Annotated in this window: 11 protein-coding genes; 7 read left to right on the top strand and 4 right to left on the bottom strand. The window is 41.3% G+C overall.

What is annotated here, in order from left to right; all coding sequences use genetic code 11:
- Nucleotides 1-75 precede the first annotated feature (75 nt).
- Both ACFOSV_RS12425 and ACFOSV_RS12420 read right to left on the bottom strand, forming a co-directional pair.
- The gene (locus ACFOSV_RS12425; RefSeq protein ID WP_377906337.1) at nucleotides 76-3,636 is read right to left on the bottom strand and encodes a PKD domain-containing protein; all 3,561 of its coding nucleotides are present in this window, start codon (nucleotides 3,634-3,636) and stop codon (nucleotides 76-78) included.
- Nucleotides 3,637-3,794: 158 nt separating this feature from the next.
- Complete coding sequence (locus ACFOSV_RS12420) at nucleotides 3,795-6,920, bottom strand: PKD domain-containing protein (RefSeq protein WP_377906336.1); 3,126 nt, start codon at nucleotides 6,918-6,920, stop codon at nucleotides 3,795-3,797.
- A 165-nt stretch (nucleotides 6,921-7,085) separates the two neighbouring features.
- On the opposite strand from ACFOSV_RS12420, the gene ACFOSV_RS12415 reads away from it, so the two are divergent.
- The 5 genes from ACFOSV_RS12415 to ACFOSV_RS12395 all read left to right on the top strand — a co-directional run bounded on the left by ACFOSV_RS12415 (nucleotide 7,086) and on the right by ACFOSV_RS12395 (nucleotide 13,453).
- A complete protein-coding gene (locus ACFOSV_RS12415; RefSeq protein ID WP_377906335.1) occupies nucleotides 7,086-8,699 on the top strand; it encodes an ABC-F family ATP-binding cassette domain-containing protein in 1,614 nt (537 codons plus the stop codon).
- 18 nt (nucleotides 8,700-8,717) lie between these two features.
- The gene (locus tag ACFOSV_RS12410) at nucleotides 8,718-9,902 is read left to right on the top strand and encodes a class I SAM-dependent rRNA methyltransferase (protein WP_377907305.1); all 1,185 of its coding nucleotides are present in this window, start codon (nucleotides 8,718-8,720) and stop codon (nucleotides 9,900-9,902) included.
- Nucleotides 9,903-9,960: 58 nt separating this feature from the next.
- Nucleotides 9,961-10,395: a hypothetical protein gene (locus tag ACFOSV_RS12405; protein WP_377906334.1), complete on the top strand. Its 435-nt coding sequence runs from the start codon at nucleotides 9,961-9,963 to the stop codon at nucleotides 10,393-10,395.
- A gap of 154 nt (nucleotides 10,396-10,549) precedes the next feature.
- The gene (locus tag ACFOSV_RS12400; protein ID WP_377906333.1) at nucleotides 10,550-12,853 is read left to right on the top strand and encodes a TonB-dependent receptor; all 2,304 of its coding nucleotides are present in this window, start codon (nucleotides 10,550-10,552) and stop codon (nucleotides 12,851-12,853) included.
- A gap of 12 nt (nucleotides 12,854-12,865) precedes the next feature.
- On the top strand, nucleotides 12,866-13,453 hold the full coding sequence (locus tag ACFOSV_RS12395) for a hypothetical protein (protein WP_377906332.1): 588 nt from the start codon (nucleotides 12,866-12,868) through the stop codon (nucleotides 13,451-13,453).
- A gap of 62 nt (nucleotides 13,454-13,515) precedes the next feature.
- Here ACFOSV_RS12395 and ACFOSV_RS12390 read toward each other — a convergent pair whose 3' ends face one another.
- Nucleotides 13,516-14,022, bottom strand: coding sequence for a hypothetical protein (locus ACFOSV_RS12390; protein ID WP_377906331.1), 507 nt, complete (start codon nucleotides 14,020-14,022; stop codon nucleotides 13,516-13,518).
- Between the two features lie 109 nt (nucleotides 14,023-14,131).
- On the opposite strand from ACFOSV_RS12390, the gene ACFOSV_RS12385 reads away from it, so the two are divergent.
- Entirely contained in the window at nucleotides 14,132-15,724 is a 1,593-nt protein-coding gene (locus tag ACFOSV_RS12385) for an ATP-dependent DNA ligase (protein ID WP_377906330.1), read from the top strand.
- Complete coding sequence (locus ACFOSV_RS12380; protein WP_377906329.1) at nucleotides 15,714-18,173, top strand: ligase-associated DNA damage response DEXH box helicase; 2,460 nt, start codon at nucleotides 15,714-15,716, stop codon at nucleotides 18,171-18,173. Before ACFOSV_RS12385 ends, ACFOSV_RS12380 begins: the two co-directional genes overlap by 11 nt.
- Here the strand turns inward: ACFOSV_RS12380 and ACFOSV_RS12375 are convergent.
- Entirely contained in the window at nucleotides 18,170-19,618 is a 1,449-nt protein-coding gene (locus ACFOSV_RS12375) for a TrkH family potassium uptake protein (protein ID WP_377906328.1), read from the bottom strand. The genes ACFOSV_RS12380 and ACFOSV_RS12375 overlap by 4 nt on opposite strands.
- Between the last annotated feature and the right edge of the window lies 1 nt (nucleotide 19,619).

Genomic DNA, 19,619 nt, shown 5'->3' with positions numbered 1-19,619 from the left:
AGTAATAAAAGGAAAAATGAAATTATGTATTTAAAGTCCCTCGAAGCCATCTCTCTGCCATATAAATCTTTTTCTTCACCTAATTAAGGTAAAAACTCCAGATTTATTTTCAGTTATCCATTGATCATCCATTAAATATTGATAACTGATCTGGTATGAGTATGTTCCAATCGGTGCATCAATTCCTTCAATCTGTCCATCCCAACCTGAATTTCCAGAATAAACAATATTCCCCCAACGGCTATGTATCTGTAAGTTATATTCCAAATTACAATTTGATACAGGATAATAAACGCCGTCTTGAGGATTGAAACCTGTTGGCATTCTTACCTGAGGAGCAGTTTCTGGAATTCTTCCAACTGCCCTTACCCTACATCCATTTCTATCCGTAACGATCACAGCATATTCCCCAGAGGGCATATTGCTAATCGAGTTGTTATTGGTAGACAAGGGCGATGTTGCAGAGAGAGCATTTATACTAAAATCAGGTTCCCAAAAATATTGATAAGGAGCTTCTCCGCCTACGACTTCTATGGCAAGTCCGCCAAAATTTCCTCCTGGACAGCTTTCGCTTACCTCTACAAATCTTACCTCTAATTCCTTAGGACTCGAAATCACACCTTCCACTGGAAGAATACAACCATTTGAATCTTCTATAAACAATGAAAAATCACCCTCAGACAAGCCTCGAACAATAACAGAATTACCATCACTTGTGACATCCATTCCAAGTATTTTAAAAGGTGGTGTTCCTCCCGAAATATTTGCCTTAAAACCTCCATCCCCAGCTCCATAACAACTTGTGGGAATTATTACCAAATCCTCTTGAAGCTGCATACCCGGAGGATCACTTAAAGAAATGGTAAATACTGCAAAACCACAGCCATCGGCATCAAACACCGTTACTTCATATTCACCAGCTCCAATAGCATCAAGCTTCGGTGATGTAATATCTGGAAATAATTTCCATTGGTATTCAAAATTCCCAGAACCACCTTCTACGAAAATCTCAATACTTCCATCTGCATTTCCGGGACATGATGGTTTTATGTCTTCTATTTTTATTACCTCGATTTGCTCTAATGTCTGAATTTCCAAAGGTTTAGAAAATTGAGGACAGCTCGTAGCCTCAGCCGGCATAATGAAATAAGAAATTGATTTGCTAGACTCATCTTGGTACCATTGCACAACAACTTCAACCTCCGTAGCAGATCCAATTATTTCACCCCCATCAACTTCCCAAACAATTTCTCCTGGTGTTGAATCTGAGGGTAATTGATAGCTAAATTCGTTAGAGCCAGGGCCACAAACTATAGCAGAGCCAATCGGCGGTTCTACTTCTTCTGATTGTTTAATAGAAACTAAAAAGGACACAGATTCTCCTAGACAACCGTCTTCGGTATAGGGAACCAAATCAAATCCCATTTTCTCTACTGATTCAGTCCATCTAATTACAGAAGAGTTACCCTGAGCCTCTATTAAAACTCCTCCCCTAATATTAGTCCAATCCAAGGAGGAGAAAGGTGTATCAGAAGTGAATTCATATGTCACTTCTGCACCCAAACAAACTTCTTCCTCGCCTAGAATTAAAGCGTTTTCAAAAATCACATTAGGATTGAAGGTGATTTCTAATTTTTGAGAAATTTCCCCACAATTCCCGCTATTCTGCAAAAACTTAAATGCGATGGACCTTTCAGTTTCTTCCTCATCCCATATAACAAAGACAGTTTCAGAGAACTCGCCTTGGGAAATTACTCCCCCTTCTACTACCCATTCTAATTGCCTATCACTTCCTAATAGATCTTCAGGTAGCCTATACATGTACTCTTTGTTATTTAAAACACAAATTTCATTCGGCCCATCTGGAAATTGATCAATAGACTGTGCTCCAATTTCAACTTCAAGATACTTAACCGAAGACTTACAACCATTTGTTGAAATCCCTACAACAGAAATACCTGTATCATCACCTACATCATTCCATTTAATCTTTATGGATTGATCAGTCGCCTCAAGAATTTCTCCACCAATTATTTCATCCCATTCAAGAGATGCTACGTTTGAAGAATTTCCCAGCTCATATGTCTCAACACTTCCAGGACAGACCTCGAGATTCCCAATAATTTCAAATTCTGAATTTTGAACAGTTACCTCAAATTCAAAATCATTCTCTAAGGGACAGCCAGCATCACCTGACAAGGCATGAATTTTTACCACAAATTCTCCCTCTTTCTCGTATTGGTGAGTAACAGATTTCCCGTTTTTTATTGGACTTCCGTCCCCAAAATCCCATAAAAACTCAGTATAGGCAGGATTTTCTGGAAATAATTCCCATACTCCTTCCTGATTTAGGCAAGCAATTCTATCTCCTTCTACTTCAAAATCATAGGAACTTATTACTTCAAAATCGGAATCTTCAAAGCTCGCACCAGCAGAAAAACCATATGAGTTTTTAAACCCATATCCATATGCGTATGCGATCAATCCATTAGGGTTAATAAGAGTGTTACTCCCACTTGAAACTGGGATACTTGCATATTTCAAATTTGGATTACCAGGGATAGATGTAAAATCATTCCCAATGGGTTTTCCATTTAAAAAAGTCTCCGAAACAGCATCGGTAGGAACTATAATGTTGACATAGTGTCTAACAAAACCAAAAGATTGCAGAGAGTTAAAGACAATTTTCTTGATTAGATGATTGTTCGGATTATATGCTATCATGGTTGGATCACCCAAACCCAATGAAGCCTCATCACAATCTTGGCTTTTGGAAATAGCAGTCACACTAATCGGATTAGTACCTTCTATAGTTCTTACTATCGATGCATCAAAGTCAAAAGTAATGAACTGCCCTGCATTCAATGTCTGCTCAGTTTGTCCATTCACACTTATTACAGTGCCATTTTCTGAAGCCAATACTTTTACCAATTCACCTGAAGTTCGATCTAAAAATGGAATGTGTACAAATGATTTTCCCCAAAAACTAACCGGATAAGATTGCTGAAAAAGATGGTCGGATGTTCCATTACAAGACCCTGCCTGAGTCATCTTATTTCCGCCAAATACGGCAATTCTTTTGCAATTATCCTCATCTGCACCAAGCACATTCACTTGAGAACCTGTTAAGTCTCCTCGAGCTTTAAGCTGATAACTTTCCTGTTTGTCAAGAATAATTTCAAAAGGGGTCCCCGCAATTTTCCCATCAATGGTATTCTTTGAAGGAACAATTTCAACGCGGGTTTGGTCCTCTGCTGCAACAATCAAAAGCGTGCTTTCGAAATTATCTGGACTTAAGGACATGTCATTGAAATGAGCGGTGACAATATACTCCTTTCCTAAAGCATTAATTGGCAAAATAACAGAGGCATCCGAGCTCGTGTTCCTTAAATTAAAAGCATGAACCGAAATTCTCCCAGAAGAGGAAACAAGCACCCCCTTTTTCTCAATGACTCCTGAATTTCTATGTAAAATATCCCTACTGGATGAAATAATCTCATGAGTAAAAATCTCATTAGCAGCCAAGGAAAAATTTATGGTCTGATCTAGGTATTGAATAAACCCAGTACTCTCCTCTTGAGCGGTTATAGATATAACTGCCCTGTCTATACTGTTTGATTTTAGGTTATTTTCCATTAACCCAAAATAAAACTCCTTACCAAACGTGCTTACCTGAGCATTTATCTGAAAGCTCAGCAAAAAGATAAAACACACGAAAAAGACTAAAAATAATCTTTTAGTGTGTGACATTTAAGAATCGAACATGAAATTAATTAAGGTGATTGGGGTGATTTTTATCTTATAAGAGCAAAAGCTCCTGTTTTGTTTTCTACTTGTACTTCATCATTAATAGGGAAACTGTACTGAACTTTATAAGTATAGGTACCGCTTGGAGCTTCTTCACCAGAAATCATGCCATCCCAACCTTCATTTCCAAAATATATCACCTCCCCCCAGCGATTGTAGATCCAAATATCCATCAATATTTCACAATTGGAAATTCCTTTGAACAAATCTTGATCACGATCAGGGTAATATCCTGTTGGAAGTCTAACTTCTGGAGCTGATTCTAATACTTCTCCTACCCCGACACTGACGCAACCGAAGGAGTCCGTGACTGAGATGTTATACTTTCCTTTTGGCACACCAATTAATTGATTTCCTGGAGTCGATTCATAATCCCAAGAATAGACTAACGGAGTGTTCCCTCCAGAAGGAAAAGCTAGTAATTCACCATTACTACCTCCAGGGCAAGCTGGTTTTTGCAACCTTACGTCAACCTCTAGTGGTGCAGGTGAAGTAATCTCAAAGGATATTGGAAGACTACATCCATTCGCATCGATCAATTCCCATACATAAACTCCCTGAGGCAAATCATCTAATGATAAACTTCCTGAGAAACTGAGTCCATCCCGGAAATCTATGGAATAAGGACCTACTCCACCGCTTATGGACAAATCCAAGGATCCATCTGGCTTTCCAAAACAGCTGGTACCCTCAAATGCGATTGAAGCAATAGCTAAAGGATCCGGTTCTACAACTTCTATATCCTCGAGAACGCGCTCACAACCCAGATCATCGGTGATAGTCACTGTATAGAATCCAGCTGCAAGTCCAGTAGCCAATTCTTGGTTTAAAGATGGATCGTGTGACCAAGTGTAGGTGTAAGGTGCAACTCCTCCAATAACTTCCAATTCAATTTGACCATTTATGTCTCCACTACAGCCTAAATTATTTTGATTTAAAACATTGACTTCAAATAAATTAGCAACATTAACTTCAATTATTTCCGAAGTTCCCTCACATTGTTCATCTACCAAGCTAAATACCGTATAGCTCACTCCACCCGTCACACCAGGTTGGTCCCAAATCACTTCAATTTCACTTGTCCCATCTCCAGAAACAATCTGTCCACCCGTGATTTGCCATTCGTATCCACGTCCACTTAGAGCATTTGGTGCAATGTAAATTTGAGTGACATTTGGATCAAAGCAAATATCTAGTGGCCCTTCGGGCAAAGATGCTTCCAGCTGATTATTGATTACCACTTCAAGGATTATTTCTTCCCCTGGGCAACCATTCTCTCCAAAAGGAGTGGCAATGACATGAGCATCAGGATTGGCTGGTCCCCAAGCCACCAACACCGAATCTCCATAATTTTCCAGTATGGTACCTCCCTCTACAGAAAACTCTACCGTGGCGATATTCTCTGCTTCTGTTATCTTGTAAACTATTTGCTCCACATCTGGACAAACGCTGGTCTCACCCTCTAATTCTGCAGAAAGTTCCAGCACTTGAGTTTCAAAAGTGATCTCCTCTTGCTCATCGCAAGTATTTGCGCTTAGGGCTGCAGTAACACTTATTTCATACTCTCCAGGAGTGTCATAAATATGAGTGACGTCCTGCCCCACCACAGGATCACTTCCATCACCGAAGTCCCACACGAAATAGGTGAAATCGGGATTATCAGAAGAAATAGACCAATTTGCTTCTTGGTTAAGACAAGCTACATTTTCCCCTTTTACCTCAAATTCATATTCGGAATTAGTCTCAAAGTTTAGATTATCCAAAGCTGCACCAACCGCAAAACCATAAGATTCCAAGAAACCAAAACCATAAACATAGGCTGTGAAGCCTTCTGGGTTGGATAATTGATGAATTCCTTGTGAAATATTTATTCTAGCGTACGAAAATTCAGGGTCACTCGCGAGAACATTGAATCTCCCACCCATATTCTGCCCATCAAGAATAGTCAGATTTGCGGCATCTGTTCGTACCACCACATTGACATAATGCGTTACAATAGAAGGTAGACTCAAAGCATTAAATCGGATGCTTTTCAATAGTTGTTCACTTGGGCTGTAAGTGATCATAAATGGGTCTCCATTTTCATAATTAGGAGCGGAAGCCTGATTGCATTCTTGGCTTTTTGCAAAAACCGTAACAGCACTAGGCTTACTTGTACGAATGGATGCGGATTGGTTTATTCCAAAATCGAAGGTTAGAAATTCTCCTGCATCCACCGTTCCACGACTTGTACCATCCACAAAAACCTCGGTATTGTCTTCAGAAGCCAAAACCTTAACCAATTCTCCTGAGGTTCTCCCCGCCAAAGCAACATGGACAAATGAAGTCCCCCAAGTGGTGGTAGGATATGTTTGTTGGAATAAATTATCGTTTGCAGCTCCGCAGTCTCCTACTGAAGTCCATTTATTTCCACCGAAGACTGCAATTTTTTTACAATCTGCCGCATTGTCACCGACCACACGTACTCTGGAGCCGGTGAGATCGGCTTTTGCTTTTAGCTGATAGCTTTGGCCTCTATTCAGGTTGATAGTAAAAGGAACACCCGGATTATTTCCACTCAGCGTCGCAACACTGGAGGTGATTTCCACTTGGGTATTATCCTCGGTAGCCACTACAAGTAGCGCACTCTCATCATTGATGTTCCCATTATAATTAACTGGAGCAGTTAAGATTTCATAGTGTGAGGTGACGAGGTAATCCTTTCCCAGAGCACCAATCGGTAAAACCACCGTACCATCTGCACTTCTAAACCGTTCATTAAAGGCATAAACGGCAATTTTGCCGCTGGACAAAATATAGACCCCTTTGTTTTCTACATTCCCGCTCACACGATGTAAGAGATCCACATCTGTTGACAAAACAGTATGAGCGAATTGCTGGCCTTGTTGAATATCGAAATCAATCGTCCTGCCCAAGTATTCGATCGTCCCTACTGCATCTTCATTTGCCGAAATCACTATGACCGCTTGATCAGGTGCATCAGGTAGGATTCGATTATTATCCATGAAGGCAACCCAAAATTCTTTACCTGCTGTAGAAAGTTGACCAAATGCGCGATTATGTAAACCTAGCAAGGAAAAAAAGCAAAGAAATGCGAGTAGAACTCTTTTCATCAAAGGGCTATAAATTTGAAGTTTTTAATATAGACAACCTCATTTAAATATTAGGTAAAAAACGTCAAAACCCTCGGAAAATACCCGATTACAATCCGAAATGCAGTTCATCAGACCGAATTAAATCCTTATCTTTGCGCCTTCGAAAAATACCAAGATTAAGACATGATTTCAGTAGATAATTTATCCCTCAAATTTGGCAAGCGAACCCTGTTCGAAGAGGTAAATCTAAAATTCACTCCAGGCAATTGCTATGGAGTAATTGGAGCCAACGGAGCCGGTAAATCCACTTTCCTAAAAATAATTGCAGGCGAACTTGATGCAACTTCTGGAGCAATCAACATCACTCCTGGTCAGCGAATGGCTGTGCTAAAGCAAAATCACTTCGAGTTTGACGAAGTAGAGGTTTTGAAAGTGGTGCTGATGGGACACAAGAAGCTGTACTCCATCATGTCCGAAAAGGATGCCCTTTATATGAAGGAGGACTTTAGCGAGGAAGACGGGATCAAAGCCTCTGAACTTGAAGCCGAATTTGCTGAAATGGACGGTTGGAATGCTGAGTCAGACGCTGCTGCTTTATTGTCTGGCCTTGGTATCTCCGAGGATCTGCATTACCTCCCAATGAATCAATTGGCAGGTAACCAAAAGGTCCGAGTATTACTTGCACAAGCACTTTTCGGAAATCCTGATATCCTGGTTTTGGATGAACCTACCAACGACCTAGATGCGGAAACAATCGTTTGGCTGGAGGATTTCTTGGTGAATTTCAAAAATCTGGTCATTGTAGTATCTCACGATAGACACTTTTTGGACTCAGTTTCTACTCATATTGTGGATATTGATTTTGGTAAAATCAAAATCTACTCTGGTAACTATACCTTTTGGTACGAGTCTTCACAGCTGGCCCTCAAGCAAAGATCCGATCAGAACAAAAAAGCTGAAGAAAAACGAAAAGAACTTCAGGCTTTTATTGATAGATTCTCAGCCAATGTCGCCAAATCCAAACAAGCCACTTCTAGAAGAAAGATGTTGGAAAAGCTTAATGTGGATGATATTGAGCCTTCTACTAGAAAATACCCTGGCATTATTTTCAAGCCTGAACGTGAGGCAGGAGATCAAATCTTCATGACTGAGAACCTTGAGCTGATCGAGGATGGAGTCACCTATTTCACCGATGTAAACCTGATGGTGGATAAGGGTGATAAAATCGCCTTCATCTCCAAAACCAAGCAGGCGGTCAATAAATTCTTCCAAACCATTATGGGTGAAATCCCTGTACAAAAAGGAAGTATGAAATGGGGTGTAACCATCAATAAAGCCTATTTGCCTAATGACAATTCAAGTTACTTCAGCTCTGATTTGAATCTAATTGACTGGCTAAGCCAATACTCAACCAATCAGGAAGAAGCATATGTCAGAACCTTCTTAGGCAGAATGCTATTTACCGGCGAAGAAACTTTTAAAAAATCATCCGTACTCTCAGGAGGAGAAAAAGTGCGCTGCATGATTTCTAGAATGATGCTCCAGAACCCAAATCTATTGGTAATGGATGAGCCAACGAATCACCTTGACCTAGAGTCAATTACCGCTTTCAACAACGCAGTTGTTGATTTTACGGGTACGGTGCTCATGTCATCTTATGACCATGCCTTCGTGCAATCCTCTGTAAACCGAATCATTGAGCTTACTCCTAAAGGGACAATTGATCGCAGAATGCCATACGACGACTACTTGGAAAGTGAGCAAGTAAAAAGTATCCGTGCTGAAATGTACTCCTAATCCTTGATCAAGATGAGCCTGAGCAATTACCCAGTGATTAAACTAAAAAAGGGGAAAGAAATTTCCCTGAAGCGTAGGCACCACTGGGTCTTTTCAGGAGCTATAGCATCTTCTACTTCAGAACTAGAAGCAGGCTGTCTGGTTAAAGTTCTTTCCTCAAGGGATGAATTTTTAGGAATAGGACATTTCGCTCAGGGTTCGATCATGGTGCGAGTCATCAGTTTTATAGATCGGGCCATCGATCAGGAATTTTGGAATGATAAGCTTCATAGTGCTATTCAGCTGCGCAAAAATCTAGGTCTATTTGACAATCCTCATACCAACGTGTTCAGACTTGTGCATGGAGAGGGCGACGGACTACCTGGTCTGATCGTAGATTTTTATAATGGTACAGCAGTGATACAATGCCATGATACCGCAATGCATGTTCACCGATTAGCGATATCTGAAGCATTGCAATCCAACCTAGGTTCTAGTCTTTCGGCTGTTTATGATAAAAGCTTCGAGACACTTCCAAAATCTTATGAGTCTGGAGGCAACGAATGGCTTCATGGAAAACCACTTACAGATCTAGTGCAGGAATACGGTGCTAGCTATAAGATTGATTGGGAGAAAGGTCAAAAAACAGGCTTTTTCATCGATCAGAGAGAAAACCGAAAATTGCTTGGAGACTATTCTCAAGACAAAAAGGTCTTAAATACCTTTTGCTATTCAGGAGGTTTTTCGGTGACGTCCTTACTAAACGGGGCCAAGGAAGTTCATTCTGTAGATATTTCTGAAAAGGCAATTGCGCTAACTGAAGAAAATATCCAATTGAACCCAGCTATTTCTGCTCCGCATGATTCCATCGTAGCAGATGTGGTCAAATACATTAGAGAAATCGGGAGTGACTATGATGTCATCGTTTTGGATCCGCCTGCTTTCGCAAAAAATATGAAATCAAGGCATAATGCCGTTCAAGCCTATAAAAGGCTCAATTTGGAAGCTCTGAAAAAAATCAAACCAGGTGGGATTCTGTTTACTTTTTCCTGCAGCCAAGTGGTAGACAAAACGTTATTTAGAAATACCCTTTTCTCCGCTGCGATGGAAAGTAGACGCTCAGTTCGCATTCTACATCAGCTTAGTCAGCCAGCAGATCATCCGGTAAATATCTTTCATCCGGAAACAGAATATTTGAAAGGACTTGTTCTTTTTGTCGAATAGGATCAACTTTAGCAAATCATTTCACCCGCTTATTAGTTTAGCTTAAAATCAAAATTACATGTATACAGGAATTCAACATTTACATTCAGGAGTTGCCTATTTGGCTTTGCTCGCCTTGGCAGGTGTATTTATCTATGCCCTTATCGGCGCTTTAAGTGGTCGCGAGTTTTCTGAAAAGGATCGGAAAATTGCTTTGATCGCCTTTATCCTATGTCACATTCAGCTTCTAGTTGGTATTATACTTTATTTCATTAGCCCTCTAGGGTTTGAGATGCTATCTGCAGAAGGCACCATGAAAGATGCTGGCGCAAGACTGGTTGCCTTGGAGCACCCGATTATGAATATTTTGGCGATCATTATTATCTCTGTAGGATATATCAGAGCCAAAAAGCTGAGCATTTCAAAAGCACGGTTCAGAAGTATCTACATGGCCTATGGAGTAGGCTTGCTTTTGATCCTTTGGAGAATTCCATGGTCAGCTTGGTTAGGTTAATCACCAGCAAACAAAATTGAAGGTTCGGGAATCATTCTCGAACCTTTTTTTGTATAAAAAGCCCTCATAAATGATTAAAACACCATTTATCCATTTATGCAACTTTGTTTCATAAATATTAGTATAATGGATTAAACCTCTCTATTTTTGCTTTGTGAAATTCAAACAGGTCATCCTTTTATTCGTCCTTTTTGCACTGAGGAGTATTCCTTTGCGGGCCCAGGATTGCAGCAATGTAATTCGTGGAAAGCTCGTTCATCTGGAAGACAACGAGCCGATTTTAGGGGCCTATGTATGGATTCATGAAAGCAGAACCGGTGCCGTCACAGATGAAAATGGCAACTTTATCATTAAGGACCTTTGCCCGGGAGATTACCTTTTGACCATACAGTATTTAGGGCACGAGGATATTGAAGAAGTGATTTCACTTAATTCAGCGAACTTCTCCAAAACTTTTCGGATGAAAGAAAGCTCCGTGACGCTGTCAGGAGTAGAGGTTCACGGTCATCAAGACCAAGTGCAAACTACCACAGCGGTGAGTTCTTTATACGGTGATGCATTATTAGAAAGCCGTGGAGAAAACCTCGGCGAAAGTCTTAAGCGTATTGCCGGTGTAACAACTTTTTCCACAGGAAACAGTATTTCCAAACCTGTGATTCATGGACTTCACAGCAATAGAATTATGATCCTTAATAATGGAATACGCCTGGAAGGCCAGCAATGGGGTGCCGAACATGCGCCAGAAATTGATCCTTTCCTAGCAAATGAAATTACGGTGATCAAAGGAGCAGAAACGGTGAGATTTGGCCCTGAAGCGATGGGAGGTGTCATTTTGGTCACACCAAAAGAGCTTCCCACTCAGAAAGAGTCAAGCACGAGCCTAAACCTTATCGGAGGTAGCAATGGCAGAATGGGTAACGTGGCGATTGAACACATCGGTGGTTCTGAAAAAATAACTGGCCTAGGCTACAGAGTGCAGGGATCTGCCAAGCGTGCTGGTAATATTCAGTCTCCGGACTACTATCAAGGGAATACTGGACTGAGTGAATATAATTTTTCGGGCTCTTTGGGTTATTCGAATTCCAAACTTGGTGCAGAAGCGTATTACAGTTTCTTCAATACAACTTTGGGTATCCTAAAGGATTCGCATACTGGGAACCTTTCAGATCTGGAAGAAATAATAGAGAATGGCAAGCCTTTCACTAATCCTGGTTTTACCTACGAAATTGATAATCCCAAGCAGGTGGTTTCACATCACTTGGCAAAGCTTAAGTCGCATTATCACTTAAACGAAAACATCAAGCTAAATCTCCAATACGGCTTTCAGCTCAACAATCGTCAGGAATTTGACGTACGACGCGGAGATCGTGACAAAAAACCAAGCTTAGATCTTGAGCTATTTACTAATACGCTGGACGTCTTTGTTGACCATACCAACCAAAAGCAATGGAGCGGATCGATTGGCGTTAACCTGATCACTCAAGCCAATTCCAATGTGCCTGGTACAGGGGTTACTCCTCTAATCCCCAATTACGACATGCTTAATCTTGGCATTTATGCCATTGAAACATTTTCCAAAGGTCCCTTGGAAATCGAGGGAGGCCTGAGATATGATTTCAGAGACTTGTCCACGGCACGTTTTATTAATAATGAACTTGATGAATCTCAGCTATCCTACCAAAATTTCACAGCGTTTATTGGAGGAGTTTATTTCTTGAGCCCTACTCTGACCTTCTCCTCAAATCTAGGCTCCGCTTGGCGTCCACCGAATGTCAATGAGCTTTTCAGCCAAGGGCTGCATCATGGAGCAGCTGCTGTGGAAATTGGTGATGAAAATCTGAACTCAGAGAAATCATTCAAATGGGTGAATTCCTTGGAGTTTTCAACGAACAGAAGCCAGCTTGAACTGACCGCATACGCGAACCAAATCAATGATTACATCTACCTCAATCCTACAGGTGAGATTTTTGTAAGCCTAAGAGGAACATTCAATGTGTATGAGTATTTACAGGCTGATGCATTCTTTTATGGTGTGGATCTTTCTGGGAGCCATGAATTTAGCGATCGCCTGAGTGGCTACTTTAAAGGATCCATTATCCGAGCCAAAAACACAAGCGAGAATACCTATTTCCCATTTATTCCATCAGACCGCATGGATTGGGGGCTCTCCTATCGCTTTGGAGAATTCTCAAAAGGAACAAAACTAACCCTAAGCAATGTACTAGTTGCTAGACAAAAAAGAGAACCGGACTTTGACCTCGCCCCTGCTCCACCTGGCTATGCACTAGTCAATTTAGGTCTTCAAAAAGGCTTTGAAGTGGTAGACAACAAGCTCAATCTAGGCTTTCAAATTCAGAATGCACTCAACACCTCATACAAGGAATACATGAATCGATTCAGGTACTTCACAGATGATATGGGCAGAAATATTCTTTTAAAAATCAATTACCAATTCTAAACTAAACTACAAATGAACACAATCAAAAAACCTTGGATTTACGCGTTAGCAGCTCTTGTGTTTGGCTTTGCTTCTTGTGAAAGTGATGACCCGGAGCCAGAGAATGATGAGGAAGTAATCACAGACGTAACTCTAGCATTTACAGAACTCGATGCTGGTGGTAACCCAACTGGACTTACTTTCACATTTACCGCAAGCGACCCGCAGGGAATCGAGTTAGGAAATCCAACCATCGAGACGGTTTCGCTGGATAAGAACAAAACCTATCGAATGCAAATCGAAGTCTTCAATTCAATCGAAAACGAAGACATCACTGAAGAAATCGAGGAAGAAGATGATGAGCATCAGTTCTTCTTTTTGGGATCTGCTTTCGTAGGCTCTTCTGCACCGATGACTTATACCTATAATGACGTACAGCTAGGACTAGACGGAACAGTGGTCGTAGGAAACAGCTCGATCAACAGCTCAGAAATGCGAATTGTCCTAAGACACGATCTAGACAAAGGCTTTGCTGGTGCTAGTAACCCTTCTTTTGAGAACTTCGTCCAGGCGGGCGGATCTTCAGATTTGGATATCACATTCCCAGTTACTTTGAATTAATATCTAAAGAACATAAAAAAAGCAACTCCGAGGAGTTGCTTTTTTTTTTGCCTTTTAGATTTTTATTTTGGACTGCATGTTGTGATTTTATCCATATCAAAACCAAGTCCTGCCGTGTAATTAGATCCAATGTTTCCAGAGACCAAAATAACCTCATAATCGGGACCTTCAGCTGCAAGATGAATTTTGATATGCCCATCAAATGATTGGAAATCCTCAAAAGAAAGGACCTCGCCGTCTGCTAAAGTTGGTAGAATGGTGCTACTCTTCAAGTCAGATCCATTTATCGGATTAAGCATAGCAGCAATTTCTGCCACAGGAGCGTCATAAGCACCAAAATGAAGGTGAGCGGGAAAATCAAGACTAGGTGAATTAGCACCAGTCAGTTGAATATCCATTCTTACTTTGCCATCATTAAGCTCAAAAACTTCTAGAAATCCAGTGTATTCAAAGTCGCTACTTTGAAACAGCTCAAATCGAACACTATTTTTATATCCTCGTTGTTCAGAATCTTTATTGCAAGAAACGATCAAAAGCACCAAAGGAATGAGGTAGATTAATTTTTTCATATCACGAAAAATAACGAATTAAGCGGGAAATTTGTTCTGTGTGCTTAGTCACTGATGCAATTTGCCTAAAAAGTAAACAAAATCTAAAATTGAGGGTAATTTTAAAGAAATGCTTCACTTCGCCCGACTGATTTCAGCACTAGACCAATCCAACAAGACCAAGGATAAATTGGAAGCGCTGAGTCATTTTTTAAATTCGGCCTCAGATGAAGATAAAGTATGGGCGATTGCCTTGTTTACACATCGCAGACCTAAGCGACAAATTAGTACCAAACAACTTCGAGAATGGTGTCAAAATAGCTCTGGAATTCCTAACTGGCTTTTTGATGAATCATACCATAGCGTTGGTGATTTGGCAGAAACGATTTCTCTACTTTTACCCCATCCCAAAAATCCAACAGAACAAAGCCTAACCCAGTGGATCAATTTCCTTTCAAGCCTTAAAGACGCATCAGATATAGAAAAAGAGCATGCAGTAAAAAAAGCATGGGACATGCTCGATAAAACTGAGTGCTTTATTTTCAATAAAATCCTTACTGGTGGATTCCGGATTGGTGTCAGTCAAAATCTAATGACTCGTGCTTTAGCCGAACATCTAAATATGGACAAATCAACGGTAGCCCATGCCTTGATGGGAAACTGGGACCCGGAGCAGGTTAGTTTTGACGAGCTTTTCGACTTGGAGAAGAGTAAAGAAAATATTTCCAAACCCTATCCATTTTTCCTTGCTCATCCCTTGGAAAAGGAGGTTCAGACCTTAGGTGAAGTATCAGCTTGGCAAGTAGAATGGAAATGGGATGGCATTCGAGGGCAAGTGATCAAGAGGGAGGGAGAAGTTTTTATCTGGAGTAGAGGCGAAGAATTGGTGAATGAAAAGTTTCCTGAGTTGGTAGAAATGGCTGAAAACCTGCCGGACGGAACAGTGATTGATGGGGAAATTATAGCCTATCGTGACGGAAGTCCATTGCCCTTTAATTTGCTCCAAACTAGAATTGGGAGAAAATCTGTGGGTAAAAAGCTGCTAAATGATGCCCCTGTGAGTCTGATTGGATATGACCTGCTCGAATTTGAATCAACCGATCTCAGGCAGAGAGCACTGCATGAAAGGCGAGGAATTCTCAGCAAATTAGCCAATGATATTGCACATCCAAATCTTGCGCTTTCGAAAGAAATTCAATCCGAAAGCTGGGATGATCTGACCGAACTCAGGGAGGAATCGAGAAAGTATTTTGCCGAAGGGTTTATGCTCAAAGAAAAATCATCCTTTTACGAAGTAGGTAGAAAAAAAGGAGGATGGTGGAAATGGAAAATTGATCCATTGACAGTGGATGGAGTGATGATCTATGCCCAAAAAGGCCATGGTCGTCGAGCAGATTTATACAGCGATTATACTTTAGCCGTCTGGGATAATGATCAGCTTGTTCCCTTTGCAAAAGCATACTCTGGACTCACGGATGCCGAAATGAAGGAGGTAGACTCCTTCGTGAAAAAGAATACCCGAGAGCGTTTTGGGCCAGTCCGAACAGTCAAGGCCGAATTAGTCTTTGAAATTGCATTCGAAGGAATCCAAGCCAGCCCCAGACATAAAAGTGGCATCGCCCTAAGATTTCCACGAATATCCAGATGGAGAAAAGACAAACCCAAAGAGGAGGCCAATACCCTTCAAGACTTAAAAGACCTTTTGAATCTTTATGGAGGATAATCGCTTAAAAATTGGTCTAGGGTATTTTGCCCGTAAAGGATGGAAACCTTTTGACTTTCAGATTCAAACCTGGATTGATTATCTAGATGGAAAATCTGGTTTGCTCAATGCGCCTACAGGTTCGGGAAAAACCTTCGCCCTATGGTTCCCAGTCATTTTAGAATATATTCGTGATCATCCAGAGACTTGGCAAAGTTCCAAAAAAAATGGGATCCAAGTCATTTGGGTGTCACCATTACGTGCTTTGGCACAAGATATCCAACTGGCAATGGAGGAAGTATGTCAGGCCATAGGATTGCCGTGGAAAGTGGCCGTGCGAAATGGAGACACAGATGCCAAAACCCGTGCTGCACTCAAACGAAATCCCCCTGAATGCCTGATCACCACACCAGAGACACTTCATGTCCTTATTTCACAAAAGGATCATAAAAAGCTCTTTACCAACATCAAATCTGTGATCGTAGATGAGTGGCATGAGTTGGTAGGAAACAAGCGTGGAGTCCAAGTTCAACTGGCCTTAGCCTACATTCAGGCGATTTGTCCGAATCAATTCAAGCGCTGGGCCATTTCTGCTACTTTGGGAAATTTGGAGCAAGCAGGAAAAGTCCTTCTGGGCAACGACCTCCCCTTGCACACTGTCAAAGCCAATTTGGAGAAAGAGATTTTGATTCATTCTGTTTTCCCTGACGAAATTGAAAAATATCCCTGGGCCGGCCACTTGGGCATCCGGATGTTGGACAAGGTTATTCCAATCATAGAAGCAGGGCGAACGGGCCTCTTATTTACCAATACGCGCTCCCAAACTGAAATCTGGTATCAAAAAATTCTTGAAGCCAAACCAGAATGGGCCGGGTGGATAGCCATGCACCATGGCTCACTGGACATGAAAGTGAGATCATGGGTAGAGCAAGCTCTCCATGAAGGAAGATTAAAATTAGTGGTTTGTACCTCGAGCTTGGATCTGGGTGTAGATTTTCGCCCAGTGGATCGGGTCATTCAGATCGGCAGCCCCAAGGGAGTTTCCCGATTTATCCAACGTGCTGGTAGAGCTGGGCATCAGCCAGGACTTCCATCTGAAGCTTATTTTGTTCCAACGAATAGTCTGGAACTGATCGAAGCAGCGGCGCTTCGAAATGCCATAGAAGAAAAGGATCTTGAAATTCAAAAAGCCCCTACCCTTTGCTATGACGTGCTGGTACAGTTTCTGGTAACTCTGGCAGTGGGAGACGGATTTTTTCCAGAGGAAATATATCCTATTCTCAAAAAGACCCATGCCTATGACAAACTGTCCTGGGCGGAGATGCAATGGATTCTTGACTTTATCACCAAAGGAGGAGATTCACTAGGCAGCTATGAAGACTTCCAAAAGGTAGATATTCTAGAAGGAGGACTTTATCAAGTTACGAGCAAGCGAATTGCCATGAAGCATAGGCTTTCGATGGGTACCATCGTGTCTGAAGCCATGCTAAAGGTGAAATTTAAAAATGGAGCTTTCTTGGGTACAGTTGAAGAATACTTCATTGCTAAAATGAAAGTTGGAGATCGCTTCTTTTTTGCCGGGCGCAGTCTGCAACTTTTGCAAGTGAAAGATATGAACGCCCTTGTGAAGGTTTCCGAAAAGAAAACCAGCAATGTGGTGAGCTGGATGGGTGCTAGAATGTCTCTTTCCTCCAAACTCGCAGACAAAATCCGTGAAATTCTTGAGGACTATAACAATGGAAAAGTAGAATCTGACGAGGTCCGCGAAGTACTTCCTATTTTGGATCTACAATCCAAACTGTCCATTGTTCCAAATCAGAATACATTTCTGATTGAAAGTCATCAATCAAAAGAGGGCTTCCATTTGTTTTTCTACCCCTTTGAGGGCAGAATGATTCATGAATTAATGAGTGCCTTGGTAGCCTATCGAATCAGTGTAAGCTACCCAGTGTCATTCAGTATCGCTATGAATGACTATGGCTTTGAGTTGCTGTCGGACACGTACATGGATGTAGAGGAATTGCTGGCTGAGGATTTATTTACAGTGAAAAATGTCAAAGAAGATATTCTGAGCTGCGTGAATGAAAGCGAGATGGCTCGAAGGAAATTCAGAGAAATTGCGGGAATCTCTGGATTGGTATTTCAAGGATATCCCGGTAAACCCATGACATTTAAGCATATTCAATCAAATTCCAGCTTGCTTTTTCAAGTATTTGAAACCTATGATCCAGATAATCTCCTCCTCAAACAAGCACAGAATGAAGCGATCAATGATCAGATGGAGGAAGATAAACTCGTGGACGCTTTGAATAAAATCAATCGTCAGAAAATCGTAGTCAAAAGACCTGTGCAATTCACACCTTTCTCATTCCCAATCATGGTGGATCGACTCAGCCGAACAACTATTTCCTCAGAAAGCATTGAAGACCGAATAGCTAAGATTCAGGCTGGCTTTGAAATTCAAGATTAATTTGCTCTCCAGAAAAATGGAGTAAATAGGATGAGGATGGTGAACAATTCCAATCTTCCCAAAAGCATGATGAAGGACAGGAAGATCTTAGCAAAAGGTGAGAAAAAGGCAAAATTATCCACTGGACCTACCATACCAATTGCCGGTCCCACATTCCCCAAAGTAGTCGCCACCGCTCCCAAAGAAGTCTGCAAATCGTATCCCGCAAGAGAAAGTACCAAAGCACCCAACACAAAAGTGAGGAGGTAAATCAACAGGAAATTCATGATATGGGTGATAATTCGTCCAGTTACTCGATCGCCATTGATCAGAAGTGGTACGATAGCCCTAGGATGCACGAGACGCTTAAACTCAAGCCAAGAGTTTTTGATGAAGGTCAGGTGTCGAACGAATTTGATACCACCTGCCGTGGAACCTGCCGAACCTCCCAAAAACAATAGCATAAAGCAGATAAAGGTTACTCCTTCTCCATATTGGGTATAATCATCCGTCACATAGCCGGTAGTCGTCACCAAGGATACTACCTGAAAAAGAGAGTTTCTAAAAGCCTCCTCGGCAGACGCTCCGCCCTTTGCAAACATCGGGTAATAGAGAATCACCGCGATTCCTAGCAGCGCAAAAGCATAGGTTTTAAACTCATCACTCTGGAAAACCCGCTTAAACTTACCCAACAATCCAAAGTAGATAATGGTGAAGTTCGTGCCTGCCAAAAACATAAAGAATATCGCCGTGTACTGAATGAAGGCCGAATCATAATAGGCCATACTGGCATTTTTGGTAGAGAAACCTCCTGTGGCCAAAGTGGTCAATGCATGATTGATGGCGTCGAAAAATGTCATTCCCCCTATCCAATACAAGAGCATCGCCAAGAGCGTCAAGCCCACATAGACATACCAAAGTCGCTTTGCAGTTTCTGAAATTCGAGGGTGTACTTTATCTGAAGTTGGACCGGGAGATTCGGCTACGAATAGCTCAATACCACCAATTCCCAAAAGTGGGAAAATAGCAACCGTCAAAACGATAATTCCCAAACCACCAATCCATTGGGTCATACTTCTCCAAAAGAGCAATCCCTTCGGCATGGCTTCAATATCTGTTAAAATTGAAGCTCCTGTAGTCGTCAACCCTGAAAGAGTCTCGAAAATGGCATCATAAACAGTAGGAATTTCCTTGCTTAAAAGATAGGGCAGCATCCCGAAAATGGTCATTACCAGCCAGCTCAAGCTGACAATCAAATAACCTTCTCTCTTTCTGATATTTCGATCATCCTTTGAAAAGGAGAAAAAGAAAATCAAGCCAATAATCAAAGAAATGAAAGCCGAAACCAAAATAGAAAATGGGCTCTCTCCGTAATAAATGGAAAAAAATGCTCCAGGAAGCATCAATAGCCCAATGAGCACCATAAGTGCTCCCATGATTTTGGCAATTTCTTTAAAGTGAATCATG

The organism is Algoriphagus namhaensis (genome assembly GCF_042649705.1).
Classification (GTDB): Bacteria; Bacteroidota; Bacteroidia; order Cytophagales; family Cyclobacteriaceae; genus Algoriphagus; species Algoriphagus namhaensis.
The sequence above is the reverse complement of the archived record's forward strand: the minus strand, read 5'-3'. Positions and strand labels throughout refer to the sequence as shown.